The sequence below is a fragment of the Bradyrhizobium sp. Kon58 genome, assembly GCF_055807455.1.
The window spans coordinates 62,353-88,817 of sequence record NZ_JBVVOT010000018.1 but is presented as its reverse complement, the minus strand read 5'-3'; the positions used below and the strand labels follow the sequence as shown (position 1 = coordinate 88,817).

Sequence of the window (26,465 nt, the reverse complement as noted above, 5' to 3'; positions counted from 1 at the left end):
CTTCAGCTTTCGATTCCGGCAATGGCGCGGGCGAAATCACGCGCGGTGAACGGCGCGAGATCGTCGACGCCTTCGCCGACGCCGATGAAATGCACCGGCAGTTTGAATTTCTCCGCGAGCGCCACCAGAATGCCGCCGCGGGCGGTGCCGTCGAGCTTCGTCATCACGAGGCCGGTGACCCCGGCGGTGCGATGGAAGGCCTCGACCTGCGACAGCGCGTTCTGGCCGACGGTGGCGTCCAGCACAAGCAGAACCGCATGCGGCGCTGTCGCGTCCACCTTGCGGATGACGCGCACGACCTTTTCGAGCTCGTTCATCAGCTCGGCCTTGTTCTGAAGCCGCCCGGCGGTGTCGATCAGGAGCACGTCGATGGCCTGCTCCTTCGCCGCCGTCAGCGCGTTGAAGGCGAGGCTCGCCGAATCCGAGCCTTGCGCACCTGATATGACCGGCGTCCTGGTGCGTTCGCCCCAGACCTTGAGCTGCTCGATCGCTGCGGCGCGAAACGTGTCGCCGGCGGCCAGCATCACCTTGCGGCCTTCGGACGCGAATTTTTGCGAGAGTTTCCCGATGGTCGTGGTCTTGCCGGAGCCGTTGACGCCGACCACGAGGATGACGAAAGGCTTCTTGCCGGCGTCGATCTCGAGCGGCTTGGCCACCGCCGCCAGCACCTTCTCGACCTCGGTCGCGACGACATCCTTGACCTCGTCCGCCGAGATCGCCTTGTCGTAGCGCCCCGTGCCGACCGCATCCGCGATCCGCACTGCGACCGAGGTGCCGAGGTCGGCGCGCAGCAGCACGTCCTCGATGTCGTCGAGCATGGCGCGGTCGAGCTTGCGCTTGGTAACGAGGTCGGCGACCGCGGTCCCGAGCGAGGACGAGGTGCGCTTCAGCCCGTCGGACAGGCGGCGCCACCAGCTCAGCTTGGGGGTCTCGGGGGTGGTATCGTTCATGGTGGCGGTGTGTTAGCCGTTCCGGCTCGCAAACGAAAGTCTTGACCGAAAGTCTCGCCGATAACGAAAGTCTTGCAATTGCTCGATGTTCCCGAATTGACCGCCGAGGAAATCTTAGCGCGCGTGCTCCATCGCGACGGGCTGATGCTGGTCATCGACAAGCCGGCCGGCCTGCCGGTGCATCGCGGACCCAAGGGCGGCGCCAATCTGGAAACGTCCTTCGATGCGCTTCGTTTCGGCCTGCCGCGGCCGCCGGTGCTGGCCCACCGGCTGGACAAGGACACCTCCGGTTGCCTCGTGCTCGGCCGCCATCGCAAGGCGACGGCCTCGCTCGGCCTGCTGTTCAAGCATGGCAAGATCGGCAAGACCTACTGGACCATCGTCGAGGGCGGCCCCACCGAGAACGAAGGCACCATCGACATGCCGCTCGGGCGGCTGAACGCCGAGCGCGGCTGGTGGCAGAAGCCCGATCCCGAGGGCCAGAAGGCCATCACCAACTGGAAGGTGATGGGCCGGGGCGACGGCCTGACCTGGCTCGCCATGGAACCGGTGACCGGGCGGACCCATCAACTGCGGGTGCATTCGTCCGCGACCGGCTGGCCGATCTTCGGCGATAACATTTACGGCAACGGCCCGCGCTTCGGCGAGCCGAAGCTGCACCTGCATTCCCGCGAGATCGTGGTGCCGATCTCCCGCAACAAGGAGCCGGTTCGCGTGATGGCGCCTGCCCCGCCCCACATGCACGAGCGGCTCCGCGCCTGCGGGTGGAACGGGGAGTAGTCCAACTGCTCGCCCGTCATGGTGAGGAGGCCGCGCATCGCTCCCTATAGTTTACGAAACGTTCAGTGCTCGTCTCTAATGATAGCGATTGCTTAGAACAAGCTTCCGTCAATCTGCTCAGGACGAGCTGCGCGTCATGTCCACGGCCGAACTATCGATCATCGACGAGGTCGAGTCCGCGCTTCGGACTGGCTCGGCGGAAAAGGGCCTGGCAACAGCCCGCCGCGTCACCGACCTGTTCCTGTCCTCCGCCGGCAGTTTCGACGACGAACAGATCGCATTGTTTGACGATGTGCTGGATCGCCTGATCGGCACCATCGAGCTCCGCGCCATCGCGGACATGGGCGCGCGCGTAGCGCTCGCCGAGATCAGCGCGCAGCTCGCACCGATCGCGCAGGCGCCGCCATCGGTCATTCGCCGCCTCGCCAACAATGACGAAATCCGCATCGCCGGTCCCGTGCTGCAGGAATCCGCGCGCCTCGACGACAGCGCGCTGGTGCAGATCGCATCCAGCAAGGGCGAGCCGCATCTGCTCGCGGTCGCCGGGCGCTGGTGGCTGAAGGAGATCGTCACCGATGCATTGCTGGCGCGGCGCTATCCCAGCGTCAGCCGCCGGCTCGCCGCCAATCCCGGCGCGCGCGTGTCCGGCAACGGATTCGCCGTCATCGTCGGACAGGCCGAGGCCGATCCCGAACTCGCGGTCAGCGTCGGCGTCCGCGTTGATTTGCCGTCAGACCTGCGCCGTCAATTGCTGCGCTCCGCTACGGATGCCGTGCGGACCCGGCTGTTGTCGCGCGCGCCGCCGCATCTGTTCGAGGAGATCCAGACCGCGATCGCCGCCGTCACCGTCGGTGTCGAGCGCGAGATGTCGGGGGTCCGCGATTTCGAAGGTGCCAAGCGCGCCGTCGCAGGCCTGAAGGCGGCCGGCCAGCTCAGCGAAGCGACGCTGCTCGGCTTCGCCACGCAACGGCGTTATGAAGAAGCGGTGGCCGCATTGGCGGCATTGTCGGGATCGACCGTCGAAGTGATCCGCCCGCTGATGCAAAGCCTGCGCGAGGACGGCCTGCTGGTGCCGTGCAAGGCGGCGCAGCTCAGCTGGGAAACCACCGCCGCCGTGCTTCAAAGCCGCTTTGCGAGCGGCGCGATGAAGCCAGCCGATATCGCAAGGGCGCAAAGCCATTACGCGCGCATGACCCCGGAGAATGCGCGGCGGACGCTGCGGTTCTGGCAGGTGCGGGCGTTGTAGTTTTTCCCTCTCCCCTTGTGGGAGAGGGTGGCTCGCCGCGCAGCGGCGAGACGGGTGAGGGGTCTCTCTCCGCGAGTCCACATTGAGTTGAGTACGCGGAAGCAACCCCTCATCCGGCGCTTCGCGCCACCTTCTCCCACAAGGGGAGAAGGGAAGGAACCGTCACACCGTCAGCCGCGCGCCATCACGACCGGCGATCCGCAGCGGCACGACGCTGCCGATACGCTCGCTCGCAATCGCCACCGGCAGATAATGCTCCGTCCGTCCCTGAGCGTCGCTCTCGATCAGCACCTCGCGCGTGGCGCCGATCTCGGCTTGCAGCCGCTGCAGAAGCGCAGCGTCACCGGCCGCGCGTAGCCGTTTCGCCCGCTGCTTGATTGCGCCGCCCGCAACCTGCGGCATCCGCGCGGCCGGCGTGCCGGGACGCGGCGAATAGGGGAAGACGTGGAGGAATGTCAGGCCGCATTCCTCGACCAGATCGAGCGAGCGCGAGAACATCTCCTCGGTCTCGGTCGGAAAGCCCGCAATGATGTCGGCACCCAGCGCGATATCCGGGCGCAGGCGACGGACCTGGTCGCAGAACGCGATGGCGTCGCCGCGCGTATGCCGCCGCTTCATGCGCTTCAAGATCATGTCGTCGCCGGACTGCAGCGACAAATGCAGATGCGGCATCAGCCGCGAATCCTCAGCGATGGCATCCAACAGATCGCTGTCAGCCTCGATCGAATCGATCGAGGAGATGCGCAGGCGCCTCAGCTCCGGCACATGCCGCAAAATCTGCTTCGTCAGCATGCCGAGTTTCGGCGTGCCCGGCAGATCGGCGCCGTAACTGGTGAGATCGACGCCGGTCAGCACGATCTCGGCATTGCCGCGCGCGACCAATGCCCGCACCTGATCGACCACCGCGCCCATCGGCACCGAGCGCGAATTGCCGCGCCCGAACGGAATGATGCAGAAGGTGCAGCGATGGTCGCAGCCGTTCTGCACCTGCACGAACACGCGTGGCAGGCCGCTCGCGAAGCCGTCGATGAGATGCGGCGCCATCTCCTTCACCGCCATGATGTCGCTGACGGCGATTTTTTCGCTCGCACCGAGATCGAACGCCGCACGCGCCTCGCGCCACGCAGACGATCGCATCTTGTCGTCATTGCCGACAACGCGGTCGACCTCGGCCATCTCGGCGAACATGCCGCTTTGCGTCTGCGCCGCGCAACCGGTGACGACGATGCGCGAACCCGGCCGTTCGCGCTTCAATTTGCGGATCGACTGGCGCGCCTGCGCCACCGCCTCGTTGGTGACGGCGCAGCTGTTGATGACGATGGTGTCGGAGAGCCCCGCGCCCTCGGCCTCGCGGCGGATCACCTCGGCTTCGAACGCATTGAGGCGGCAGCCGAAGGTGACGATGTCGACGGCCATCAGTCGACCGGCGCGAACAGCGCCGGATCGAAACGGCCTTCATATTCAAAGGTCGCCGTGCCCGTCATCAGCACGTGATCGTCGCGCTCGCGCCATTCGATCCCGAGCTTACCGCCGGGCAGCGTGATCTCGACATTGCGCTCGGCGCGCTTCAGCCGCGCCGCCGCAACTGCCGTGGCACATGCAGCCGAGCCGCAGGCCCTGGTCAGGCCGGCGCCGCGCTCCCAGGTGCGGATCGTGATGTGCTGGGGATCGACGATATGGGCGAGCGTGATGTTGGCGCGCTCCGGGAATATCGGATGGTTTTCCAGCAGCGGACCGAAACGCTCGAGGTCGTAGGCGTTGACGTCATCGACCCAGAAGATCGCATGCGGATTACCCATGCTGACCACCGAGGGCGAATGCAGGATCGGATTGTCGATCGGCCCGATCTGCAATTCGATGTAGCGGGTGTCGCGGAATTCCTGGTCGAGCGGAATGTCCTGCCAGCCGAATTTTGGCGCGCCCATGTCCACCGTATAAAGCTCCGGCGCCGGACCCTGCCAGGCATTGAGCAGGCCCGCGGCCGTCTCGAACGTCGCATTGGTCTGGCCGGTCTTCTCGAAGATGCGGCGCACCACGCAGCGCATGCCGTTGCCGCAGGCGCCTGCCTCGGAGCCGTCACTGTTGTAGATGCTGATGAAGGCTTCGGTGCCGTCGAAGCGCGGCTTCTGCAGCACCATGAGCTGGTCGTAGGACACGCCGCCTCGCGCCGACGCCACCGCGCGGGCGTCGTCCGGGGTGACCTTCGAGGTGGAATCGCGCATGTCGACAACGACGATCTCGTTGCCGATGCCGTTCATCTTGGCAAATGCGTGGTTGGCCAGCGCGCTCATGAAAATTCCCGAATTTCGCCTGCCTTATATGGCGATCCTTGGCCCTCTTGGCCAGTGATTTGCCGCCGAGAGCCAGGACGCTGCCATGACGCATCTGTCATGGGACGAATTCGGCGCTCGCGTGTTAGAACGGCGCAATTCGCGCAAACCGGGACGTGCGGCCGGGTTAAGGCCTCGGGGACGTAAGGCCTTGGCGGATAAGCTATTGGGGAGAATAAAAATGTTCAGGTTTCGTCGTCTCGCTTTGGCCGCGCTGATTCCGGCAGCGGCCTTGTCGTTTGGTCTGTCCGCCACGCTGGCCCAGACGCCGAGCCCGGCGCCGGCCGCATCAGCGAGCCCCCCGCCGGCCCCGTCAGCTTCGCCTGCCCCGGCCGCGAGCGCTGCACCCGCGGCCACGCCCTCGCCGGCGGCCAGCGCCTCGCCAAGCCCTTCGATGTCGCCTGCAACGTCCCCTGCAACCTCGCCCTCGCCCGCCGCCAGTGCCTCACCGAGCCCGGCCACTCCGCCCCCGGCTGCCGCCGCGACGCCGGCTCCCGTGCAGACGGCCGATCCCTTCGGCCAGGAGACCACGCTCGAGCCCAAGAAGGTCGTGATGGTCAAGGGCACTGCCAATTGGGACTCGGCCTTCGACACGCTGATCGACGCCTTCAAGGCACTGAACACGCTGCTGGACAAGCAGGGGATCAAGCACGCCGGCAATTCGATGATCGTCTACACCTCGACCGACGACACCGGCTTCACCTTCCTGGCCGAGATCCCGGTCGAGCAGGACCCGAAGAACCTGCCCAAGGACATGAGCATCGGCAAATCGCCGGAGGGCAAGGCGCTGAAATTCGTTCATCGCGGCTCCTACGACAACATGGACAACACCTACGAGGCGATCACCAATCACCTCGACGACAAGAAGCTTGAAGCCAAGGACACCTTCATCGAGGAATACCTCACCGATCCCCTGAAGACGGCCGAGGACAAGCTCGTGATCAATGTATTCGTGCCGCTGAAGTGAGACCGATGAAAAAGCCTGCCATCCTTTTGACCTCCCTTGTCACGTCCTTTGCCGCCGCGCTGCTGGCAACGCCCGCGCTCGCCGACGATTTTCCGTCCGCGATTTCGGTGAGCGGCGAAGCCACGATCTCCGCCGCGCCTGATCTGGCGCAGATCGACGCCGGCGTCGCCAACGACGCCAAGTCTGCGAAAGAAGCGTCCGACGCCAACAACGCCGCGATGGGCAAGGTGCTGCTGGCGCTGAAGGGCGCAGGCATTGATGAGAAGGATTACCAGACCTCGCGGCTGTCGCTGCAGCCGCAATACGGCCAGAACAAATCCACCGGCGCCTCGCCCGTTGTCGGCTTCCGCGCCTCAAACCGCGTCACCGTGAAGATCCGCGACGTGACCAAGGTCGCCGCCATCATCGACACGCTGGTCGGCGCCGGCGCCAACGATATCGGCAACATCTCCTTCGAGGTGACGCAGGCCTCGAAACTGCTCGACGATGCCCGCGAGAAGGCTGTCGCAGACGCCCGCCGCAAAGCGGAGATCTACGCCAAGGCCACCGGCGTCACGCTTGGCGCGCCGCTCAGCGTGTCCGAAGGCGGCGCCCCGATGCCGCTGTTCAAGGGACGCATGGCCGCAGCGCCGATGGCCGCAGGCGGCGCGGCCGTTGCGCCCGGCGAGGAAACGCTGGCGGTGACGGTGAATGTGAGCTGGGCGATCAAGCAGGGGCAGTGAGGCCGTAAGAGGCACAGTGCCTGCTACAACAACGGTGTCGTCCCGGCGCAGGCCGGGACCCATACTCCTCAGAAGAAGTTATGGCGCGAGATGGCATTGACCCATCTTCGCCAAATCGCATTCGGTGGTTATGGGTCCCGGCCTTCGCCGGGACGACAGCGGAGTTCGCAGCCACGGCGAAGCTAAATCTCCACCACCTGCCCCGGCTTCATCGCCACGAACCGCTCCTGCGGAACCTTCGCGGCATCGAGCGCCTCGACCAGCGCTTTCGCCGGGGCATCGATTGCTTCATCGGTCAGCTGAAACGTGCCGTGGTGATGCCCGAGTGCGGCCTGCGCGCCGCAATCCGCCAGCGCCTTCACCGCGTCTTCCGGGTTCATGTGCTGATCGCGCATGAACCAGCGCGGCTCGTAGGCCCCGATCGGGAGGATCGCCAGGCGCAACGGGCCGTGCTTCTCGGCGACGCGGCGGAAATGCCCGCCATCGCCATAGCCGGAATCGCAGACGACGTAGATTTTCCCCGCAGGCGTTTCCAGCACGAAGCTCGCCCACAGCGCTTTGTTGCGATCGAACATGCCACGCGCCGACCAATGCCGGGTCGGCACCAGCGTCACGGCGATACCGCCGCCGAGTTCGACGCGATCGTGCCAGTCGAAAGCTTCCACCTTGATCGTCGCATCGGTGCTGCGCATCGTGACGTCATTGCCGAGCGGGGTCACCACACGCGGGGCAAAATTCTTGGCGAGCCGCGACAGCGTCGCCATGTCGAGATGATCGTAATGGCCGTGCGAGACCAGCACGACATCGATCTTCGGCAGCTTGTCGAACGCAATGCCGGGATCGTTGTGCCGCTTCGGCCCGGCGAAGCTGACGGGCGAGACCCGCGAGGACCAGACGGGATCGACGAGAATGTTGAGGCCGCCGGTCTGGATCAGCCAGCTGGCGTGGCCGACGAAAGAGAGCCGCACCTTGTCGCCGTCGACGCGGTCCGGCGGGGTGTCGGCATGGGGGCTCGGCGCCCAATCCGGCCAGCTCGCGCGCTGCCGCTTGCCGCCGAATTGCCAGCGCAGGACCTCACGAAGCGATTTCGGCGGCACGCCGTCCGGATCGAAGAAGTTCAGGCCGTCGAAATGGTCGGAGACCGGGCCGTCATAGGTTTTCATGCGGGACATCCAAAGGGAGGGCACGCCGACCAATGCGCCAGCACCGGCAAGCAGTCCGAAAAGGCGGCGGCGGGTGATCGGCACGGGTCTGGCTTCAGGGATGGTCGGAGGGGGAGGACATCAAGCTTTCATATGGGCCGGCCCAGATGAAAAGGAACCCGCCGCCGGAAAGTTCATCTTTTCAAGGCTTTGCCTCCCAAAGCGGCCCCGGCCACCCTAACTTTCCTTGACTTTCGGGCGGCAGCGGCGTTTAACCCGGCCACTTTCTCGGAAAGGCTTTCTTTTCGACCCGCCCACTGGCCCCAGAGGCCAGAGGCCAACGCCCGACAGCGCGATGCGCCCTCGGGCGTAAAGGTGTTTGGAAGATCGCTCGCCCAAGTGAGTGGTCATGCCCAGCGCCTTCGCGGGGCATGACAGCGGTGAGTAACGGAGTGCTCCTCCCATCGGGAGGACGGCAACAGGACAACGGCATTGTTCGACAATCTGTCGGAACGGCTCGGCGGCATTCTCGATCGTCTGACGGGGCGCGGTGCGCTGACCGAAAAGGACGTCGACGCGGCCATGCGCGAGGTGCGCCGCGCGCTGCTGGAGGCCGACGTGGCTCTCGAAGTGGTGCGCAGCTTCACCGAACGCGTCCGCGAGCAGGCGATCGGCGCCACCGTCGTCAAGTCGGTGACGCCAGGCCAGATGGTGGTCAAGATCGTCCATGACGAGCTGATCAACACGCTCGGCGCCGAAAGCCAGACCATCGACATCAATTCCGTGCCGCCGGTGCCGATCATGATGGTCGGCCTGCAAGGCTCCGGCAAGACCACCACCACCGCAAAGCTCGCCCGTCGCATGGTCCAGCGCGACAAGCGCAAGGTGCTGATGGCCTCGCTCGACATCTACCGTCCCGCGGCGATGGAGCAGCTGGCCGTCCTGGGCCGCGACCTCGACATTCCGACGCTGCCGATCGTCGCCGGCCAGCAGCCGGCGCAGATCGCAAAGCGCGCGCTCGAGGCCGGCAAGCTCGGCGGCTACGACGTCGTGCTGCTCGACACCGCCGGCCGCACCACGCTCGACGAAGAGATGATGGCGGAAGCAGCCGCGATCAAAGCCGCCGCCAACCCGCATGAAGTGCTGCTGGTGGCGGACAGCCTCACCGGCCAGGACGCCGTCAACCTCGCCCGCGCCTTCGACGAGCGCGTCGGCCTCACCGGCATCGTGCTGACACGAGTCGACGGCGACGGCCGCGGCGGCGCCGCGCTGTCGATGCGCGCGGTGACCGGCAAGCCGATCAAGCTGCTCGGCACCGGTGAAAAGACCGATGCGCTGGAGGATTTCCATCCCGACCGTATCGCCGGCCGCATCCTCGGCATGGGCGACGTGGTGTCGCTGGTCGAACGCGCTGCCGCCAACATCGATGCCGAAAAGGCCGCGCGCACCGCCGAGCGGATGCGCAAGGGTCAGTTCGACCTCAACGACATGCGCGAGCAGCTGTCGCAGATGGCCAATATGGGCGGCATCAGCGGCCTGATGGGCATGATGCCCGGCATCGCCAAGATGAAGAACCAGATCGCGGCCGCCGGCATCGACGACAAGATCTTGAAGCGCCAGGTCGCGGTGATCGATTCCATGACGCGCGACGAGCGCCGTCATCCCGATCTGCTCAAGGCCAGCCGCAAGAAGCGCATCGCCGCAGGTTCAGGCCAGAGCGTCGAGCAGGTCAACAAGCTGCTGAAGATGCACCGGAACATGGCCGACATGATGAAGGCCATGGGCTCCGGCAAGCGCGGTCCGCTCGCCGGCATCGCGCAGGCGATGGGCTTTGGCGGCGGCATGAAGCCGCCTTCGCCGGAAGAGATGAAGGCGCTGCAGGAAAAAATGCAGGGTGGTGGCGGACAAGGTCTGCCCAGCCTGCCGAAGGATTTGCCGCCCGGGCTGCGCCAGGGTCTGCCGAACGTTCCAGGCCTGACCGGGCTGAGCGGCAAGCCGATGCTGCCGGGCCTCGGCGGTTTCCCGGGCAAGAAGAAATGAGGAATTCGTCGCGGGAGATCGCAACGGTCTCGCGCAACGCGGAATACCAATCAACCGAACAAAACGTACTTTGAAGGAGAATCTAGATGTCCGTCGTTATCCGTCTCGCCCGCGCCGGCACCAAGAAGCGTCCCGTCTATCACGTCGTCGTCGCCGATTCGCGCTTCCCCCGCGACGGCCGCTTCATCGAGCGTCTCGGCTATTTCAACCCGCTGCTGCCGAAGGACAACGAGACCCGGCTGAAGCTCGACATGGACAAGGTGAAGGCCTGGCTCGCCAAGGGCGCGCAGCCGTCGGACCGTGTGTCGCGCTTCCTCGACGCCGCCGGCGTCAAGAAGCGCGAAGTGCGCAACAATCCGGAGAAGGCCGTGCCGCGCAAGGAGCGTAAGGCGCAGGCCGAAGCCGCCGCGAAGGGTTAAGGCCAGATCATGCCGGCGCTGGTCTGCGTCGCGCGGATCGGCGCCGCGCATGGCGTGCGCGGCGCGGTCAAACTGTGGACCTTCACGGAAGATCCATTTGCCGTGCGGAGCTACGGCCTGCTCTCGTCCAAGGACGGCAAGCGACAGTTCGAGGTCGCAACGGCGCGCGCGGCCAAGGATCATCTGGTTGCGACGTTCAAGGGCGTCATGACCCGCGATGAGGCCGAGCGCCTCAACGGCATCGAGCTCTATGTCGCGCGCGAAAAGCTGCCCGCGACGGACGAGGGCGAATATTACCACACGGACCTGATCGGGCTCGCCGCCGTCACCACGGCCGGCGATGCGCTCGGCCGCGTGCTCGCGATCCACAATTTCGGCGCCGGCGACATCATCGAGATCGCGCCGCCCACAGGCACTACGATGCTGTTGCCGTTCACGGACGCGGTGGTGCCGGAGGTCGATATCGCCGGCGGCCGCGTCGTGATCGCGCTGCCGCAGGAAATCGCGGGCGATGACGCGGAGGAGGATTCCTCCCCGAGTCGTCCCGGCCTAGTGCGCAACTTGCGCACGGGGGGCCGGGACCCATAACCACAGGCCAGAATTTCTGGCTAAGCTGATCGCTCCAGCCGTCGCAAAACGAAGTGCGGTGGTTATGGGTCCCGGATCTGCGCTCCGCTTGTCCGGGACGACAATAACTGAGATCCGATGACCACCTCCTCACCCTGGCGCGCGACGGTGCTGACGCTGTTTCCGGAAATGTTTCCGGGGCCGCTCAGCGTGAGCCTGGCCGGCCGGGCGCTGACTAGTGGGCTCTGGGAGCTGGAGGCGCGGGACATCCGGGCCTCGGCCACCGACCGCCACCGCAGCGTCGATGACACCCCGGCCGGCGGCGGGCCGGGCATGGTGCTTCGGGCCGATGTTCTGGCGTCCGCCATCGATGCCGCCGGGATCGGCCCGGACCGGCCGAAATTGCTGATGAGCCCGAGGGGTCGGCCATTGACCCAGGCCCGCGTCCTGGAGCTCGCCAAGGGCACGGGTCCCCTGATCGTCTGCGGACGGTTCGAGGGGGTGGACCAGCGCGTGATCGACGGGCGGGGCCTGGAGGAGGTCTCGATCGGGGATTACGTGCTCTCGGGTGGTGAAATCGCAGCCCTGGCCCTGATCGACGCCTGTGTTCGGCTGCTGCCGGGCGTGATGGGCAAGGAAGCCTCGGGAACCGAGGAAAGCTTCTCGGACGGCCTGCTCGAATACCCCCAATACACCCGGCCGCAGCTGTTCGAGGGAACCCCGATTCCGGAGATCCTGACCTCCGGCGACCATGCCAAGGTCGCTAGTTGGCGGCGGGCGGAATCCGAGGCCCTGACGGCGGCCCGCCGACCGGATTTGTGGGCCCAGATCCCGAGCAAAGCCCCGAATCGGGCCGGACGCCAAAAAACGCCAAAAAACAAGACAGACGGGTGACAAACGCTCCGGCTTGCCTTATAGCAGCGGCCACATCCGCAATGGCTGGATAAACGAATTTCGCGCAGCCCCCGTTTTCCAAGGCTGGGCGCGCCGATGGAGATTTACCCATGAACCTGATCCAACAGCTCGAAAAAGAGCAATTCGACAAGCTCTCCGCCAACAAGGAGATTCCGGAGTTCGGCCCCGGCGACACCGTGATCGTCAACGTGAAGGTCGTCGAAGGCGACCGCACCCGCGTGCAGGCCTATGAAGGCGTTTGCATCGGCCGTTCCGGCGGCGGTCTCAACGAGAGCTTCACGGTGCGCAAGATTTCGTACGGCGAAGGCGTGGAGCGCGTGTTCCCGGTGATGTCGCCGATGATCGACTCGATCAAGGTGGTGCGCCGCGGCAAGGTGCGTCGCGCCAAGCTCTATTATCTCCGCAACCTTCGCGGCAAGTCGGCCCGCATCGTCGAGAAGAAGCAGGACCGCCCGGCTGCTGCCGTCAACGAGTAAGCTCCGCTTACAGACGAGTTACCGAGAGCGCGGGGCCAAACCCCGCGCTTTTTTGTTGCGTCAGCCGTGCGCGTCAAAGCCCTCGCGATTCCGGTTCGGCCTGCTATATATTCTTGGAATGTTTCCAGATTTGACCAGCCTCTCGCCCGTCAAGCGCGTCGTCATCGACGATCGCTCGCGGCTGCCCGGCCGGTTCTTCGGACGCTTCGCGACCTCGGCAACGTCAGAGCTTACGCGCGCAGCCTAAAAGCTGCGCTGACGATTTCGTTGCCCGCGCGCCAGCCGCGCAACCCGCTCTACACAACATTCCTGGAGCTGACGCTCATGTCCAAGCCGACCACATTGTACGACAAGATCTGGAACGACCATCTGGTGCACGAAGCCGAGGACGGCACCTGCCTGCTCTATATCGATCGCCATCTCGTGCACGAGGTCACTTCACCGCAGGCGTTCGAAGGCCTGCGCGCCACCGGGCGCAAGGTCCACGCGCCGGAGAAGACGCTGGCCGTCGTCGATCACAACGTGCCGACCACGGACCGCACCAAGCCGAACCCCGACCCTGAAAGCATCGAGCAGATCAAGGCACTGGCCGACAACGCCAAGGAATTCGGCATCGAATATTATGACGAGTTCGACAAACGTCAGGGCGTCGTCCACGTCATCGGTCCCGAGCAGGGCTTCACGCTGCCCGGCACCACCATCGTCTGCGGTGACAGCCACACCTCGACGCACGGTGCGTTCGGCGCGCTCGCGCACGGTATCGGCACGTCGGAAGTCGAGCATGTGCTGGCGACGCAGACGCTGATCCAGAAGAAGGCGAAGAACATGCGCGTCACCGTCGACGGCAAATTGCCGGACGGCGTGACGGGCAAGGACATCATCCTGGCCATCATCGGCGAGATCGGCACCGCGGGCGGCACCGGCTACGTGCTCGAATACGCCGGCGACGCGATCCGCGCGCTCAGCATGGAAGGCCGCATGACGGTCTGCAACATGTCGATCGAAGGTGGCGCGCGCGCCGGCCTGGTCGCGCCCGACCAGAAGGCGTTCGACTTCCTGCGCGGTCGTCCGAAGGCGCCGAAGGGCGCCGATTGGGACGCGGCGATGCGCTACTGGGACAAGTTGCGCTCGGACGAGGGCGCGCATTTCGACCACGAGCTGCGGCTCGATGCAGCGAAGCTGCCGCCGATCGTGACCTGGGGCACTTCGCCTGAGGACGTGATCTCGGTCACCGGCAGCGTGCCGGATCCCGACACGATCGCGGACGAGGCCAAGCGCCTGTCGAAGCACCGCGCGCTGAAATATATGGGCCTGACCGCGGGGACGAAGATCACCGACATCAAGCTCGACCGCATCTTCATCGGCTCCTGCACCAACGGCCGTATCGAGGATCTGCGCGCCGCCGCCAAGATCGCGGAAGGCAAGCAGGTCGCAGGCGGCGTCAACGCCATGGTCGTGCCGGGCTCCGGTCTCGTGAAGGAGCAGGCCGAGGCTGAAGGTCTGGACAAGATCTTCATCAAGGCCGGCTTCGAATGGCGCGAGCCCGGTTGCTCGATGTGCCTCGCGATGAACCCCGACAAGCTGGCGCCGGAAGAGCGCTGCGCCTCGACCTCGAACCGCAATTTCGAGGGCCGCCAGGGTTTTAAGGGCCGCACCCATCTGGTGTCGCCGGCGATGGCCGCAGCCGCGGCGATCGCGGGTCACTTCGTCGACATCAGGGAGTGGCGGTAAGCCGCTCCCTGCAATTTGAGCGATCGCGGCAAACCGCCGTTAATCGGCAGCGCCGACACTGCGTCCTCGCGGGGGTTTCGCGAGGACACGAGCTCATGGCCGGCAAGCCTGAATATGTCGATCTGATCAGCGCGGCGACGCCCCAGCACCGGCGACGCGCGGCACCGCTGCGCAGGGTCGCCAAGCCCGAGGTCGAGGAGACCTCGAAGCTCAGCCGCTGGCCGCCGGCGATGTTCAAGCAATGGAAGCTCGAGAACCTCACGCGATGGACGTCGGCGTCGTGGAAGTTGAAAGATTGGCTTTAAGCCACGTTCTCCGTCATGGCCGGGCTTGTCCCGGCCATCCACGTTCTTAGGCAGCCAAAGTGAGATCGTGGATGCCCGGGACAAGCCCGGGCATGACGACACAACTCACATCACCAATAGCGGTACGGATGGTGCCAGCGATGCCAGCGGCAGACGCGGCGCGGGCCGTAATAGGTCCAGATAACCCGGCAGCGGCGCGGATGGCTGTAATAGGGATAGTAGCCGCCATAGTAGCGTCGGTGGAAATGGCGATGGCCGTAATAGGCAGGGCGATAGCCGCCATAGCGGTGATAGCCGCCGTAATGATGAATTCCGCCGTAGCGATAGCCGCCGCCATGAAAGGCGGGCGCGGCGCGGAAGCCACCAGCGTGGAAACCACCGCCGCGGAAGCCACCGATATGTCCTCCGCCACCGTGGAAGCCGCCTCCACCGTGGAAACCACCGCCGCCATGACCGCCACCACCATGTCCACCGCCGCCGTGGCGAACCGGGATCACATCGTCACTTGCGGCCTTCGCCGCAGGCAACGCCGTCGGATTGATCGGAGTCATCGCTTCAGCAGGACGCGTCGTTCCGGCCGACAGCATCAGCGTCGCGGCGGTCGCAATTCCGAGCAAGCGCATCGGGCTTGCCCTGAGACCCAATATCCTCAGCATCGACTTCTCCCTGAATCTGGACAGCGGAGTTGCGACGCTCGCTCCCGGCTCGCGTCATCCCTGTTCATTGGCAGTCGCTCCCAAGATTAAATTAGGGACAGCGACGTGAATGCCTCATGAATGAACGACGTGCACTGCGCCGCGCCGCGACGTCGTCACCACGGCCCGAAGCCGAGCACGAACGGTGCCGGCACACCGTAGGGATAAGGACGGTAGTAGACCGGCCGCGCATAGTAATGCGGATCAGGACGCGGGGCGTATCGCACGACATCGGACCGCACATGTCGGCGCCCGTCGAACACCGCGCGCCCGGCCGACGCATCAGGCAGCTTCGTCACCCTGTGCGCAGCGGACGCGTGAGACAGGCCTGCGGCAAGCCCGACGGCAACCGCCAATGCGAACCATCTCGTCATGACGACCTCCGCCTCAGGCGCGCGACGGCATCGCGCTCGTATCAGCCCCGGCGCCAGTAGCAGCTCATATGCGGCACGATCACCGTGCCGCTGGGGCGATATTCCTGCACATAGGTCGCGTTGCACTCGCGGACCGCATCGGGACCGGGATTGTAACGGGGATAGACGCCATCCGGACTGTAATAGGGCGTGACGCGCAGGCGCGCCGGGGCCCGCTTGCGCGGCGGCGGGAGATCGTCTCGTGAGGCCGCCTGCGCCAGCCTGATCCCGGGAGCCGCGGTCTGGGCCTCCGCACCAACGCAAAACTGCGAAAACAACCCCATGCACAGTAGCGTCAGCGCTGTTTTCGCTCGCATTTTTCCGCCCATTTGAACGTCCACTTCGAGGCCCTAGGCTCCCCGTTTTGACGGCGTCCGTCAACCTCGCCGCGCTTATAAAGCCGGATGCATCGCCGCGAAACCCACGCTATGACAAGCCCATGTGGACGGAATTGAAAGCGCCCTCGCTGGCCGAGATGGAGGCGATGGCGCATGACGTGTTCGAACGCCTGCCGGCGGAGTTTCGTAGGCTGTGCGAGGGCGTGATCATCCGCGTCGACGACTTCCCCACGCAGGAAGTCCTGGACGAGATGGCATGCGAGAGCGAGTTCGACCTGCTCGGCCTGTTCCAGGGCGTCGGCCTGCCGCAGCAGAGTTTTGGCGACGTGGCGCGGCTGCCCAACATGGTCTGGCTCTACCGCCGGCCGATCCTGGATTATTGGGCCGAGCACGACGAAAGCCTCGGCCATATCGTCCGCCACGTCCTGATCCACGAGATCGGCCATCATTTCGGCCTGTCGGACGACGATATGGCCGCGATCGAGGCTCAAGAGCCCGGCTAGGCAGACGAGATCTGTCGAATTCGGCCTAGGATTTCCGCGCCGATCGCGATAAATACCGGTTCCCTAGACCACCCCGGGAAAGCGCAACCATGGACAAGTTCACCACGCTGGAAGGCGTCGCGGCGCCGCTGAAGATCATCAATGTCGACACCGACATGATCATTCCGAAGCAGTACCTCAAGACCATCAAGCGCACCGGCCTTGGCAAGGGGCTCTTCTCCGAGCAGCGCTACAAGGACGACGGCAGCGAGAATCCTGATTTCGTCCTCAACCAGCCCGCCTATCGCAATGCGAAGGTGCTGGTCGCCGGCGACAATTTCGGCTGCGGCTCGAGCCGCGAGCACGCGCCCTGGGCACTGCTCGACTTCGGCATCCGCTGCGTGATCTCGACCTCGTTCGGCGACATCTTCTACAACAACTGCTTCAAGAACGGCATTCTGCCGATCCGCGTGGCCCAGGAAGACCTCGACAAGCTGTTCGACGACGCCGAGCGCGGCGCCAACGCGACGCTGACGATCGACCTGCCGAACCAGGAGATCCGCGGTCCCGACGGCGGCAAGGTCAAGTTCGAGATCGACCCCTTCCGCAAGCACTGCCTGATCAACGGCCTCGACGACATCGGCCTGACGATGGAGAAGAAGGCCTCGATCGACACCTATGAGGAGAAGCTCAAGCACGAACGCGCCTGGGCCTGATCGCAAGTTTTTGTTTGAGCCCCGGTGCTGACAGCGCCGGGGCTTTTTCTTTGCCAGCGTTGTCCTCTATAGCTTGCGCCCATGCTGCCTGACATCGTCACCTTCTGGCACGGCCCGATGGACGCCCTGCGCCAGACCTGTTTGCGCTCGCAGCTGGCTGCCGGCCACAAGGTCACGGTCTACAGTTTTGACACCATTCCCGGCCTGCCCGCCGGCGTCGGCAACGCAGATGCCGAGGCGATCCTGCCGCATGTGTTCTCCGAACGACTACGACCGCCGCAGCCGGACGGCAGCTGGCGCGACTGGACCACACTTCAGTTCAGCGACTTCTTCCGCATGAAGCTGATGGCGAAAGGCCTCGGCCTCTGGCTCGACGCCGACGTGCTGCTGCTCAGGCCGGTCGAGATCGATCCGGCAAAGCCCTACTTTGCGTGGGAGCGGCCACGCCAGCTCGGCAATTCCGTGATCTACCTTCCGCCCGGGCACGGCATCGTTGCCGCCTTCGAAGAGCTAATGGAGCAGGAGGAGCTGACGCCGAACTGGCTGTCGCTGCGCCATCGCGTCACCTTTGCGATGCGCCGCCTGCGCGGCGGCTCGAACCGCCTCTCCGACATCCGCGTTGCGATCTTCGGGCCGGCGGCACTCACCGCGCTCGCGCGCCGCACCGGCGAGCTGCAAAACGCATTGCCGAAGCAATCGTTCTACGCCGTGCATGCCGAACCGAAACTGTTCTTCGATCCCTCGAGCTATCTCGACCTCGTCACCAACCCCGACATCATCGGCCTGCACATCTCGCCCAAGGGCCGCGGCGGCGAGAAGCCGATCCCGGGCAGCCTGTATGCGTGGGCGGCGGAGCGGTTCGGCTGACTGCCGCGCAGGAGCTGCGCTCCCTCTCCCGCTTGCGGGAGAGGGTGTCTCCACAACGGGACAATCCCCTAGAGGAGAGAACCCTCACCCGGCGCGCGGGACGATGCTTCGCATCGCCCCGGCGCGCCGACCTCTCCCGCAAGCGGGAGAGGTGCAGCGGAGCCCCGGGCTCCCTCATCGCTATTTGATCCAGCGCAACGCGCACCTGCACCATTGTGCCTAATCTCGCTCCAATTCCGCCGTTCGAATGGAGCTTCGCATGAGCACCGCAACCAGGCCTTATCCCATTGTCCAGGACCTCATCGAGTCCTTTGCAAGCTGGCTGAAGCACCGCCGCGAGCTGAACGAGATCCGGCAGCTCGACCGCGCCGATTTCGATCGCATCGCGCAAGACCTCCGGATTGCGCCTGACGATCTCGAAGAGCTGGTCCGCCACGGCAAGCATTCTGCCGACGAGCTGCCGAAGATGCTGGAGCAGCTCGGCATCAGCGCCGAAGGGCTTGGCCGCGCGCATCCGCTGCTGCTGCGCGACATGGAGCGGGTGTGTGCGCTTTGCAGCCACAAGGGCCAGTGCGATCGCGAGCTGGCCGACGGCACCGCCGCGGAGAACTACCACGGCTTCTGCGCCAATGCGTCGACGCTGGAGTCGCTCGATCGTGCCGAAGTGACGCGCGCTTAAACGATCCAGTCTGGCGCGTGAGGCAGCTCATCGCTCTGTGCCGTATCGTGATTGATCCAGATTTCGGCATTCTCGGAGCGAAGCAGCTCGACTACCTTGGCCATGGACGCGACCGTTGCCTGCGGATCGGCGTTGAAGGACGGCACGCGCATGTGCCGGAGGTTCTCGCGATTGTGCGCGACGTCGCCGCTCAGCAGCACGGCGCCGCGCCGCGGTAGCCTCACCATGAGCGAGCAATGCCCGAGGGTATGGCCCGGCGTGAAAATCATGCGCACAGCGCCGTCGCCAAATACGTCGTGGTCACCATCGACGATCTCGTACGGCCGCTCCTTCAACGATTTGTAGTGCTGCAGCGAATAGCCGAATTCTTCAGGCTCCGGTCCGAACATGGCCTCGAATTCAGCCCGCTGGCCGATCCATCTTGCATTCTCGAACAGATCGACATTTCCGATATGATCGAAATGCGCGTGGGAAAGCAGGATCGTGCCGATGTCGCGGGGCCGCACCCCGATTTCGTCCAGTTGGTCCGCGATGGGACGACGCACGATGCCGCGTATGCCATGGGCAATGATGCGTCCTTCCGGATGCTTCGATAGCGCATCCTCGATTCCCGTATCCCAGATCAGCCATTCGCCACGATGACTGACGAGGTAGGCATTGCAGCTCAACGTCATGGGTATCCCGACATTGATGCCCGGAGAATAGATCGAACCGTCCGAGACCTGCGCAATGCCGCCGTCGAGGATGTAGAGTCTGTCAACCGTCGCCATTGGGGAAGTCATCAAGCCGCCGATTCCATCCGCCGCTTCGCCTCGCGCATGTCGCGCCCAGGTGGCATGCCGAACAACCGGGAATATTCTCGCGTGAACTGCGTGATGCTTTCGTAGCCAACCTGATGAGCCGCGGTCGCGATCTGCACACCGTCGGCCAGCATCGCGCGGCGGGCTTCGATCAGGCGAAGCTGTTTCTGAAACTGTAGCGGGGTCAGCGAAGTGACGCTCCGGAAGTGCGCGTGAAATGCCGACGGGCTCATCGCCGCGGTCTTGGCCAACCGATCGACGCGCAACGGCTTGGCATAGCCGGCACGAATGAGCGCAACCGCGCGGCCGATCCGCTGTGCATGGCTATCGGCAATTCCGAGCGCCCTGATGGCCCCGCCGTGGCGGCCGGCCAGCAGCCAATAATGCAGCTCTCGCATCAACTGGCCGCGCAAGATCGGCAAGGCCGAGGGACGGTCGATCAGGCGCAACAGCCGGAGCGCTACGTCCGCGAGCTCCTGCTCCGTCGGCTCGACTCGCAGCGGGCGGGACGGAATGAACGGGAGCGAACCCATCTCGACCACCAGTCCCTCGATGATTGTGGGGTCGAGCTCGACGACGAGCGAAAGATAGGGCATGGCCGCCGTCGCGCGCGTGATCTGGCTGACCGTCGGCACATCACTCGCAATCAACAAGGAAGCGCCTGCGCCGAAGTCGAAGGACGTCCGGCCGGTCGCCACACGTTTGGCGCCTTGCAAGACGAGTGCGACCAGAGGCCTGGAGATCGCGTACAGGAGCGCACTCGGCGCGGTCTCGCGGATGATCGAGACTCCGGCGAAGGGCGTGGAGGCGACGCCCCTGTCGTCGGCGTGAGCCGCGGAATAACGACTGGCGATCTGGAGAAGCGTTTCGGTCACGCGCCAATTTTAGGCCGAGCCCGGCGCACAGGCAATCGGCGCCGGCCGTTCAGGCAGAAAATCAGGAGTTTTGGGCAAGTCCGCCGTGGCCGCATCCCGGAGTGTTGGGCAAGACACTCCGAGGATCCGGCAACACCGGGCGATCGATCGCGGGCAAACGGACATCACCGCAACGCTTCGAGGAATTTCCGATGCCCACCATTTCTCTCGTCACCGGCGCCAGCCGCGGCCTTGGCCGCAACACCGCCATCGCCATCGCACGTCACGGCGGCGACGTGATCGTGACCTATCGCAACGGGGTCGCCGCAGCACGCGAAGTCGTCGCCGAGATTGAATCGCTGGGGCGCAAGGCCATCGCGCTGGAGCTTGATGTCACCGCCGTGTCGAGCTTTCCCGCGTTCTTCACAAAAGTTAGATCCGCGTTGGCGGAGCATTGGCGCGCCGAGAGATTCGATCACCTCGTCAACAATGCCGGTCAGGGCGAGATGGCCGCGATCGCAGAGACGACGGAGCAACAATTCGATGCCCTGTTCGCCACGCACGTCAAAGGACCATTCTTCCTGACGCAGGCCTTGCTACCCTTGCTCGCCAACAAGGGCCGGATCATCAACTTCTCCAGCGGGCTGACGCGCGTGTCGTTTCCGGGATTTTCCGCCTACGCGGCTGCGAAGGGCGCCATCGAGGTTCTGACCGTCTACATGGCCAAGGAATTTGGCGGACGCGGCATCACGGCCAACGTCGTCGCGCCGGGTGCGATCGAAACCGATTTTCTCGGCGGCGCGGTTCGGGACATGCCGGATTTGAACAGCCAATTTGCGCAGATGACCGCACTGGGCCGCGTCGGTTTGCCCGACGATATCGGACCGATGGTTGCGAGCCTGCTCGGTCCCGACAATCGTTGGGTCACGGCGCAGCGGATCGAGGTGTCCGGCGGCCAGACGATCTGAGCGAGGCGCGATTGGGCTAAGAAGCGGGCGCGTCCCCGGCGCCGCTGCCGCCCGCAGCATCGCCTTTTGATTCCCCCACGGCTACTGCGCCAATGCGTCGACATTGGACTCGCTCGATCGTGCCGACCATACCGGCCTTGCAAATCCCGTAGCAGACCGTCAACGCGGTCTGCGCGAAGATCATGCACCAGCGGCCATCGCGGCGGCTTCCGCTGCCGCGCGCTGCATGCTGGTCGACATCTCATTCGTCACCGTGCTTTGCTCTTCGATTGCCGCGGCCGTCGACGTCACATATTCGCTGACGTTGTTGATAGCCGTTTTGATCGAAGCCAAGGCGGTGACGACGTCGCCGGAGATGCCGTTGAGGCTGCCGATCTCGGCACCGATCTTGTCGGTCGCCTGCTTGGCCTGGTTAGCGAGGCTCTTGACCTCCGAGGCGACCACGGCGAAGCCGCGACCGGCTTCACCGGCGCGGGCGGATTCGATGGCGGCGTTAAGTGCCAGGAGGTTGATCTGCCCGGTGATGTTGTTGATGAGCTCGACGATCCCGCTCATCGCCAGCGCCGCTTCAGTGAGGCGCTGGGCCTGGGCGTCGGCGGCGGCGACCTGATCGACCGCACTGCTGGCAGTCTGGCGGGACTTGGTCATCGCCTCGGAGATCTCCCGCACTGAGGCATTCAATTCCTCCGAACCCGCGGCGACCGATTCCATCATGCCGCGGACCCGCTCGTTGCCCATGCGGAGCAGCACCTGCTTCGTGACATCGGTCGCATATTTCACGACCTTGAACGGCTTGCCGTTGAGATCCATGATCGGGTTGTAGGAAGCCTGGATGTAGACCTCTTTGCCGCCCTTGCCGATGCGCTTGTATTCGGCCGCCTGATACTGGCCGCGGTTGAGCGCCGCCCAGAACTCGCGATAGCCATTGCTATCGCGCTCCGACGGCTCGACAAACATGCCGTGATGCTTGCCCTTGATCTCGGCCAACGAGTACCCGAGCGCGCTCAGGAAGTTGGCATTCGCGGTGATGATCGAGCCGTCCATGTTAAACTCGATCACCGCCTGCGCCTTCTCGATCGCCGCGATCTGACCGGCGAGATCCGCGGTCTTCAGCTTCTCGGCAGTGACGTCGGTGGCGAACTTGACGACGCCGAACGGCTTGCCATTCTCGTCGAGCAATGGATTGTAGTAGGCGAGGATCCAGACCTCGCGGCCGCCCTTGCCGATGCGCTTGAACTCGCCAGCCTGGTATTCGCCGCGGTTGAGCTTGGCCCAGAACTCGCGATAGGCCGCGCCGTCGCGCTCGCTCTGGGGCACGAACAGGCTGTGATGCTTTCCCTGGATCTCTGCGAGCGAATAGCCAAGCGCGTTGCAGAAATTCTCGTTCGCGGTGACAATGGTGCCATCGAGCGTGAACTCGATCACGGCCTGCGCACGGCTGATGCCGGCGATCTTGGAAGCGTCCGCCATGCTGCGGATCTTCTTCCCGGTGATGTCGGTCGCAATCTTGGCGACCCTCACCGTCTTGCCGTTGCCGTCGAGCACCGGATTGTAGGACGCTTCGATCCAGACCTCGCGGCCGCCCTTCGCGATGCGCTTGACCTCGCGCGCCTGATACTCGCCATGGTTCAATGCGGCCCAGAACGCCTTGTACTCGGCGCTATCGCGCTGGTCGGCGGGAACGAACATGGAATGATGTTTGCCCTGGATTTCATCGAGCCGATAGCCGAGGGCGTCGAGAAAATTCTTGTTAGCCGTGATGATCGTCCCATCAAGATTGAATTCGATCATGGCTTGCGACCGGCCGATTGCCTCAATCTGAGCTTGTGCATCGACACGGGATTTACGACCGAACATTTCATCGCTCCGAAATTGATGGCCCGTTTGCAGCGCGTGGGCTTGCAAGCGATCGCAGAATTCATGATCTCGCTCGGAATCTCACGAGGACCGACCGTTCGTCGGCTCTGCGACCCAGCACATGAACGAGCTATACGAATCGAATTATCAGAGTATTTGTCCGATCGAAGACACAATGGCCGGATTCCGCCAACGCGATTAGCCGGACAGAAACTTCCCGACCTTTGCTGACTCGCCGAACAGCCATCGGCTTTGAATTGCGAAGAAAGGCCTAAAGATCGTTATCGATAGTCGGCAATGCGGCCGGCAACGATCGATCACGAGTCCGTGGTCCCGAGGATCAGGTATGCGCATGGGGATCGGACAATTGGTCGCAGCCGACATGAGCGCGTTCATGCCTCCTCGAGTGATCCAGTCACGTCCGACAGCCGTTTCATTCAGTCTCGCATTGGCAGCGCCGGGGAGGCGATACGCTAGTCTCTGCGGGGAGGAATTCTGATTTGGGCGGCGTCTCTTATCTCGACCGGTATCCTTTGCTTCAGTCGCGCGACAGCGAGTTCGCGCGCGACCGCCTGTTCGCCGAATATGGCGCCGACCGCTTCGACAAGCACGGCGGCGAGTTCGGTATCCATGCCAATTTTGCTCGCTTGCAATCGATCGGCCTCGCGTTCTGCGGCTACGACGGTGCGGCGTCGCTCTCCTTTCCAGAATCGCAGATTCTCCGCCAGTTCTTCTCCATCCAGGGGGCTGCGAGCTTCAGGACCAATGGGAGCAGCGAGCTGATTGAGGCCTTCAGTCCGATCATCTCCGGAGACGCCAGGCTGGATCTCGAGTTTGCGCCGGGCTATCGCCAATTGGTGCTGAGGATCGATGCCGGCGCACTCGAGCGGTTGCTCAAGACAATCCTTGGCGATGATAGCGACACGGAGCTGCGTTTCGCCCCGGGCGAAGCTGATCCGTCGGTTATGACTCATGTTCGTCAGGACGTCTTTAGATTCGCGGAGGAGTTGGACAGGTTCGGCCAGGATTACTCCCCCATAGCCATCGGCGAACTTGAACGGGCGCTGATGGTTCGAATCCTTCTGGCGCACCGGCACAATTTCACTGACCGGTTTCAGGGCCCGGCACCGGGCGCCAACCGATCCGTCATCGACATCGTCGAATCCTACATCGAGGCTCATTGGGACGAACCAATCGATCTGGAGAAGATTGCCGCAATCGCCAACGTCAGCGTGCGGACGATTTATCGGGAATTCTCCCTAGCGGGGCGGGGATCACCGGGTCAGTTCGCGCGGCGCTTCCGGCTGCAGCGGGCGACGGAGCTCTTACGCCATCCCGATGAGCAGACCAGCGTGGTTGCCGTCGCGTTCAAATGCGGCTTTCAAAATCTCGGCCGCTTTGCATCGGAATATCGGCGAGCGGTCGGTGAGCTGCCATCCGAAACCCTAAAGAATGCGAGACGAAGGCAGTGACGCGACGACGCAGTTCCTGAATTCGCAGCAAAGCGCTGTCGCAAGCGGCGAGCCCTCAACCCTTCGCCATCGCCGCAATCGCATCCGCGATCTCGATCGTGCGCCGTGCCATGTCGGCGTGCAGCCGCTCCACCATCGCGCCGTCGAGACGGATCGCGCCGCGCGAGACGTTCTCCGGCAATTCGAACGCGGCGATGATCTTTCTCGCGCGCGCGACGTCCTCTTCGGGCGGGGTGAAGATCGCGTTGCAGGCTTCGATCTGCGAGGGGTGAATCAGCGTCTTGCCGTCAAAACCGAGATCGCGGCCTTGCGCGCATTCGGTGGCGAAACCGTCGGAGTTGGCGATGTCGCTGTAGGGGCCGTCGAGAATTTCGAGGCCATGGGCGCGCGTTGCCAGGATGCAATGGGTGATCATCGGGATCATCGCCGCGCGGCCCGGCAGCATCTTGATGCGCGTCTCGCGCGAGATGTCGTTCGGGCCGAACACGAAGCCTGACAGGCGCCGCGCTGGATCGCGCCCGGCGGCGGCGAGTTCCTCGGCATGCAGCACGGCGCGTGCGGTCTCGATCATGGCCCAGACCTTTACGGTCGGCGCTGCGCCGAGTTCGGCGAGACGGCGGCCGATCGTGTCGAGGTCCTCGACGCTTGAAACCTTTGGAACCAGGATGCCGTCCGGCGAGGCCTTCGCCGCCATCGCGACATCGTCGGCCCACCAGAGCGTGTCGAGGCCGTTGGTGCGGATCAAAATCTCGCGCTTGCCGAACCCCTTGGCCGCGATCGCAGCCGCGATGCCGTCGCGCGCCACTGCCTTGGCATCGGGCGCGACGGAATCTTCCAGATCGAGGATCAGGCCGTCGGCGGCGAGATTACGCGCCTTTTCCAGCGCGCGGGGGTTGGAGCCGGGCATGAACAAATGGCTGCGGCGCGGGCGGGTCATGCAAGCGTTCCTTCCGGTTTCCTCATCTCACTTCCGACCGAAGCCGATAGCATTTGGCCTGCCTATTCGAAAGGCTTGTTCGTCCCAGCGGTATATGATTAGGCATAGGCCATGACCACATTCCCAGAGCATTTGCTGGAAGGCTACAAGGCCTTCGCCACCCAGCGGCTGCCGACCGAGCAGACCCGCTACCGCGAGCTGTCGGTGAAGGGGCAGTTCCCCGAAGTGATGGTGATCGGCTGCTGCGATAGCCGCGTCTCGCCCGAAGTGATCTTCGACGTCGGACCGGGCGAACTCTTCGTGGTTCGCAACATCGCCAATCTGGTGCCGGTGTATCAGCCCGACGGCAACGCGCATGGCGTCTCGGCGGCGCTGGAATATGCCGTGACGGTGCTGAAGGTGAAGCACATCGTGGTGCTCGGGCACGCGCAGTGCGGCGGCATCCGCGCTTTCGTCGACAAGATCGAGCCGCTCACGCCCGGCGACTTCATCGGCAAATGGATGCAGATGTTCATCAAGCCGGGCGAAGTGGTGGAGCAGCGCGACCACGAGACCATGGCGCAATTCGTCGAGCGCATCGAGAAGGCCGCGGTGTTCCGCAGCCTGGAAAACCTGATGACCTTCCCGTTCGTGCAGAAGGCGGTCGAGAGCGGCCAGATGCAGACCCACGGCGCCTATTTCGGCGTCGCGGAGGGATCACTGTTCGTGCTGGACAAGGCGGCGAAGGAATTCAGGAACGCGCGCGAGGCGACGTAGGTCTCGTAGGGTGGGCAAAGCGAAGCGTGCCCACCAATTGT

General features: G+C 64.4%; 30 protein-coding genes. 19 read left to right on the top strand and 11 right to left on the bottom strand.

Annotation, left to right across the window (positions count from 1 at the left end):
- Nucleotides 1-2: 2 nt before the first annotated feature.
- Nucleotides 3-950 (bottom strand): signal recognition particle-docking protein FtsY, encoded by a 948-nt coding sequence (gene ftsY, locus AC0L20_RS26035; RefSeq protein ID WP_247284929.1) that lies wholly within the window; start codon nucleotides 948-950, stop codon nucleotides 3-5.
- A 78-nt stretch (nucleotides 951-1,028) separates the two neighbouring features.
- Here ftsY and AC0L20_RS26030 point away from each other — a divergent pair, with 78 nt between their 5' ends.
- Nucleotides 1,029-1,730 (top strand): RluA family pseudouridine synthase, encoded by a 702-nt coding sequence (locus tag AC0L20_RS26030; RefSeq protein ID WP_473293653.1) that lies wholly within the window; start codon nucleotides 1,029-1,031, stop codon nucleotides 1,728-1,730.
- A 136-nt stretch (nucleotides 1,731-1,866) separates the two neighbouring features.
- The gene (locus AC0L20_RS26025) at nucleotides 1,867-2,976 is read left to right on the top strand and encodes a DUF2336 domain-containing protein (RefSeq protein ID WP_473293607.1); all 1,110 of its coding nucleotides are present in this window, start codon (nucleotides 1,867-1,869) and stop codon (nucleotides 2,974-2,976) included.
- A 162-nt stretch (nucleotides 2,977-3,138) separates the two neighbouring features.
- Here AC0L20_RS26025 and mtaB read toward each other — a convergent pair whose 3' ends face one another.
- Nucleotides 3,139-4,392, bottom strand: a complete 1,254-nt coding sequence (mtaB, locus tag AC0L20_RS26020; RefSeq protein WP_473293606.1) for a tRNA (N(6)-L-threonylcarbamoyladenosine(37)-C(2))-methylthiotransferase MtaB — start codon at nucleotides 4,390-4,392, stop codon at nucleotides 3,139-3,141.
- The gene (gene dapF / locus AC0L20_RS26015) at nucleotides 4,392-5,267 is read right to left on the bottom strand and encodes a diaminopimelate epimerase (protein ID WP_473293605.1); all 876 of its coding nucleotides are present in this window, start codon (nucleotides 5,265-5,267) and stop codon (nucleotides 4,392-4,394) included. The genes mtaB and dapF overlap by 1 nt, the downstream gene beginning before the upstream one ends.
- Before the next feature lie 220 nt (nucleotides 5,268-5,487).
- Between dapF and AC0L20_RS26010 the strand changes: the two genes are divergently transcribed.
- A complete protein-coding gene (locus AC0L20_RS26010) occupies nucleotides 5,488-6,273 on the top strand; it encodes a GyrI-like domain-containing protein (RefSeq protein WP_473293604.1) in 786 nt (261 codons plus the stop codon).
- Nucleotides 6,274-6,278: 5 nt separating this feature from the next.
- Nucleotides 6,279-6,995: an SIMPL domain-containing protein gene (locus AC0L20_RS26005; RefSeq protein WP_473293603.1), complete on the top strand. Its 717-nt coding sequence runs from the start codon at nucleotides 6,279-6,281 to the stop codon at nucleotides 6,993-6,995.
- Between the two features lie 182 nt (nucleotides 6,996-7,177).
- On the opposite strand, the gene AC0L20_RS26000 is transcribed toward AC0L20_RS26005, so the two are convergent.
- Nucleotides 7,178-8,242 (bottom strand): MBL fold metallo-hydrolase, encoded by a 1,065-nt coding sequence (locus AC0L20_RS26000; RefSeq protein ID WP_027566379.1) that lies wholly within the window; start codon nucleotides 8,240-8,242, stop codon nucleotides 7,178-7,180.
- A 387-nt stretch (nucleotides 8,243-8,629) separates the two neighbouring features.
- Between AC0L20_RS26000 and ffh the strand changes: the two genes are divergently transcribed.
- From ffh to AC0L20_RS25965, 7 genes are all read left to right on the top strand, one after another.
- A complete protein-coding gene (ffh, locus tag AC0L20_RS25995) occupies nucleotides 8,630-10,177 on the top strand; it encodes a signal recognition particle protein (protein WP_027514978.1) in 1,548 nt (515 codons plus the stop codon).
- Nucleotides 10,178-10,263: 86 nt separating this feature from the next.
- Nucleotides 10,264-10,596: a 30S ribosomal protein S16 gene (gene rpsP / locus AC0L20_RS25990; RefSeq protein ID WP_007598827.1), complete on the top strand. Its 333-nt coding sequence runs from the start codon at nucleotides 10,264-10,266 to the stop codon at nucleotides 10,594-10,596.
- Nucleotides 10,597-10,605: 9 nt separating this feature from the next.
- Nucleotides 10,606-11,184: a ribosome maturation factor RimM gene (gene rimM / locus AC0L20_RS25985; protein ID WP_473293602.1), complete on the top strand. Its 579-nt coding sequence runs from the start codon at nucleotides 10,606-10,608 to the stop codon at nucleotides 11,182-11,184.
- Nucleotides 11,185-11,301: 117 nt separating this feature from the next.
- On the top strand, nucleotides 11,302-12,057 hold the full coding sequence (gene trmD, locus AC0L20_RS25980) for a tRNA (guanosine(37)-N1)-methyltransferase TrmD (protein WP_473293601.1): 756 nt from the start codon (nucleotides 11,302-11,304) through the stop codon (nucleotides 12,055-12,057).
- A gap of 110 nt (nucleotides 12,058-12,167) precedes the next feature.
- Nucleotides 12,168-12,554 carry a 50S ribosomal protein L19 gene (gene rplS, locus AC0L20_RS25975; RefSeq protein ID WP_007598824.1) on the top strand — a complete coding sequence of 129 codons (387 nt, stop codon included), beginning with the start codon at nucleotides 12,168-12,170 and terminating at the stop codon, nucleotides 12,552-12,554.
- 324 nt (nucleotides 12,555-12,878) lie between these two features.
- Nucleotides 12,879-14,285 (top strand): 3-isopropylmalate dehydratase large subunit, encoded by a 1,407-nt coding sequence (gene leuC / locus AC0L20_RS25970; protein WP_473293600.1) that lies wholly within the window; start codon nucleotides 12,879-12,881, stop codon nucleotides 14,283-14,285.
- Nucleotides 14,286-14,380: 95 nt separating this feature from the next.
- Nucleotides 14,381-14,590, top strand: a complete 210-nt coding sequence (locus AC0L20_RS25965) for a hypothetical protein (protein WP_473293599.1) — start codon at nucleotides 14,381-14,383, stop codon at nucleotides 14,588-14,590.
- A gap of 110 nt (nucleotides 14,591-14,700) precedes the next feature.
- Here the strand turns inward: AC0L20_RS25965 and AC0L20_RS25960 are convergent, their stop codons facing one another.
- From AC0L20_RS25960 to AC0L20_RS25950, 3 genes are all read right to left on the bottom strand, one after another.
- Nucleotides 14,701-15,246: a hypothetical protein gene (locus AC0L20_RS25960; RefSeq protein ID WP_473293598.1), complete on the bottom strand. Its 546-nt coding sequence runs from the start codon at nucleotides 15,244-15,246 to the stop codon at nucleotides 14,701-14,703.
- A gap of 155 nt (nucleotides 15,247-15,401) precedes the next feature.
- A complete protein-coding gene (locus AC0L20_RS25955) occupies nucleotides 15,402-15,659 on the bottom strand; it encodes a hypothetical protein (protein WP_473293597.1) in 258 nt (85 codons plus the stop codon).
- A gap of 41 nt (nucleotides 15,660-15,700) precedes the next feature.
- Nucleotides 15,701-15,982: a hypothetical protein gene (locus AC0L20_RS25950; RefSeq protein ID WP_456769762.1), complete on the bottom strand. Its 282-nt coding sequence runs from the start codon at nucleotides 15,980-15,982 to the stop codon at nucleotides 15,701-15,703.
- Nucleotides 15,983-16,137: 155 nt separating this feature from the next.
- On the opposite strand from AC0L20_RS25950, the gene AC0L20_RS25945 reads away from it, so the two are divergent.
- The 4 genes from AC0L20_RS25945 (at nucleotide 16,138) to AC0L20_RS25930 (ending at nucleotide 18,780) form a co-directional block, all read left to right on the top strand.
- Nucleotides 16,138-16,539 (top strand): metallopeptidase family protein, encoded by a 402-nt coding sequence (locus AC0L20_RS25945; protein WP_473293596.1) that lies wholly within the window; start codon nucleotides 16,138-16,140, stop codon nucleotides 16,537-16,539.
- Between the two features lie 89 nt (nucleotides 16,540-16,628).
- Nucleotides 16,629-17,234, top strand: a complete 606-nt coding sequence (gene leuD, locus AC0L20_RS25940; RefSeq protein WP_456766813.1) for a 3-isopropylmalate dehydratase small subunit — start codon at nucleotides 16,629-16,631, stop codon at nucleotides 17,232-17,234.
- Nucleotides 17,235-17,315: 81 nt separating this feature from the next.
- A complete protein-coding gene (locus AC0L20_RS25935; protein WP_473293595.1) occupies nucleotides 17,316-18,101 on the top strand; it encodes a glycosyltransferase family 32 protein in 786 nt (261 codons plus the stop codon).
- 259 nt (nucleotides 18,102-18,360) lie between these two features.
- Nucleotides 18,361-18,780 carry a hypothetical protein gene (locus AC0L20_RS25930; protein ID WP_473293594.1) on the top strand — a complete coding sequence of 140 codons (420 nt, stop codon included), beginning with the start codon at nucleotides 18,361-18,363 and terminating at the stop codon, nucleotides 18,778-18,780.
- Here AC0L20_RS25930 and AC0L20_RS25925 read toward each other — a convergent pair.
- On the bottom strand, nucleotides 18,777-19,550 hold the full coding sequence (locus AC0L20_RS25925) for an N-acyl homoserine lactonase family protein (RefSeq protein WP_473293593.1): 774 nt from the start codon (nucleotides 19,548-19,550) through the stop codon (nucleotides 18,777-18,779). The two genes, AC0L20_RS25930 and AC0L20_RS25925, sit on opposite strands and share 4 nt — an antisense overlap.
- An 11-nt stretch (nucleotides 19,551-19,561) precedes the next feature.
- A complete protein-coding gene (locus AC0L20_RS25920; protein WP_473293592.1) occupies nucleotides 19,562-20,455 on the bottom strand; it encodes an AraC family transcriptional regulator in 894 nt (297 codons plus the stop codon).
- A gap of 191 nt (nucleotides 20,456-20,646) precedes the next feature.
- On the opposite strand from AC0L20_RS25920, the gene AC0L20_RS25915 reads away from it, so the two are divergent.
- Complete coding sequence (locus tag AC0L20_RS25915; RefSeq protein ID WP_473293591.1) at nucleotides 20,647-21,402, top strand: SDR family oxidoreductase; 756 nt, start codon at nucleotides 20,647-20,649, stop codon at nucleotides 21,400-21,402.
- Nucleotides 21,403-21,582: 180 nt separating this feature from the next.
- Here AC0L20_RS25915 and AC0L20_RS25910 read toward each other — a convergent pair whose 3' ends face one another.
- Nucleotides 21,583-23,211, bottom strand: coding sequence for a methyl-accepting chemotaxis protein (locus tag AC0L20_RS25910; protein ID WP_473293652.1), 1,629 nt, complete (start codon nucleotides 23,209-23,211; stop codon nucleotides 21,583-21,585).
- On the opposite strand from AC0L20_RS25910, the gene AC0L20_RS25905 reads away from it, so the two are divergent.
- Together AC0L20_RS25905 and AC0L20_RS25900 are read left to right on the top strand one after the other, a co-directional pair.
- Nucleotides 23,095-23,490 carry a hypothetical protein gene (locus AC0L20_RS25905; protein WP_456769892.1) on the top strand — a complete coding sequence of 132 codons (396 nt, stop codon included), beginning with the start codon at nucleotides 23,095-23,097 and terminating at the stop codon, nucleotides 23,488-23,490. The genes AC0L20_RS25910 and AC0L20_RS25905 overlap by 117 nt on opposite strands.
- Before the next feature lie 269 nt (nucleotides 23,491-23,759).
- Complete coding sequence (locus tag AC0L20_RS25900) at nucleotides 23,760-24,731, top strand: helix-turn-helix transcriptional regulator (protein ID WP_473293590.1); 972 nt, start codon at nucleotides 23,760-23,762, stop codon at nucleotides 24,729-24,731.
- Between the two features lie 55 nt (nucleotides 24,732-24,786).
- Here AC0L20_RS25900 and AC0L20_RS25895 read toward each other — a convergent pair whose 3' ends face one another.
- Nucleotides 24,787-25,668, bottom strand: coding sequence for an HpcH/HpaI aldolase/citrate lyase family protein (locus tag AC0L20_RS25895; protein WP_473293589.1), 882 nt, complete (start codon nucleotides 25,666-25,668; stop codon nucleotides 24,787-24,789).
- A gap of 111 nt (nucleotides 25,669-25,779) precedes the next feature.
- Between AC0L20_RS25895 and AC0L20_RS25890 the strand changes: the two genes are divergently transcribed.
- On the top strand, nucleotides 25,780-26,424 hold the full coding sequence (locus tag AC0L20_RS25890; protein ID WP_473293588.1) for a carbonic anhydrase: 645 nt from the start codon (nucleotides 25,780-25,782) through the stop codon (nucleotides 26,422-26,424).
- The last annotated feature ends 41 nt before the right edge of the window (nucleotides 26,425-26,465 follow it).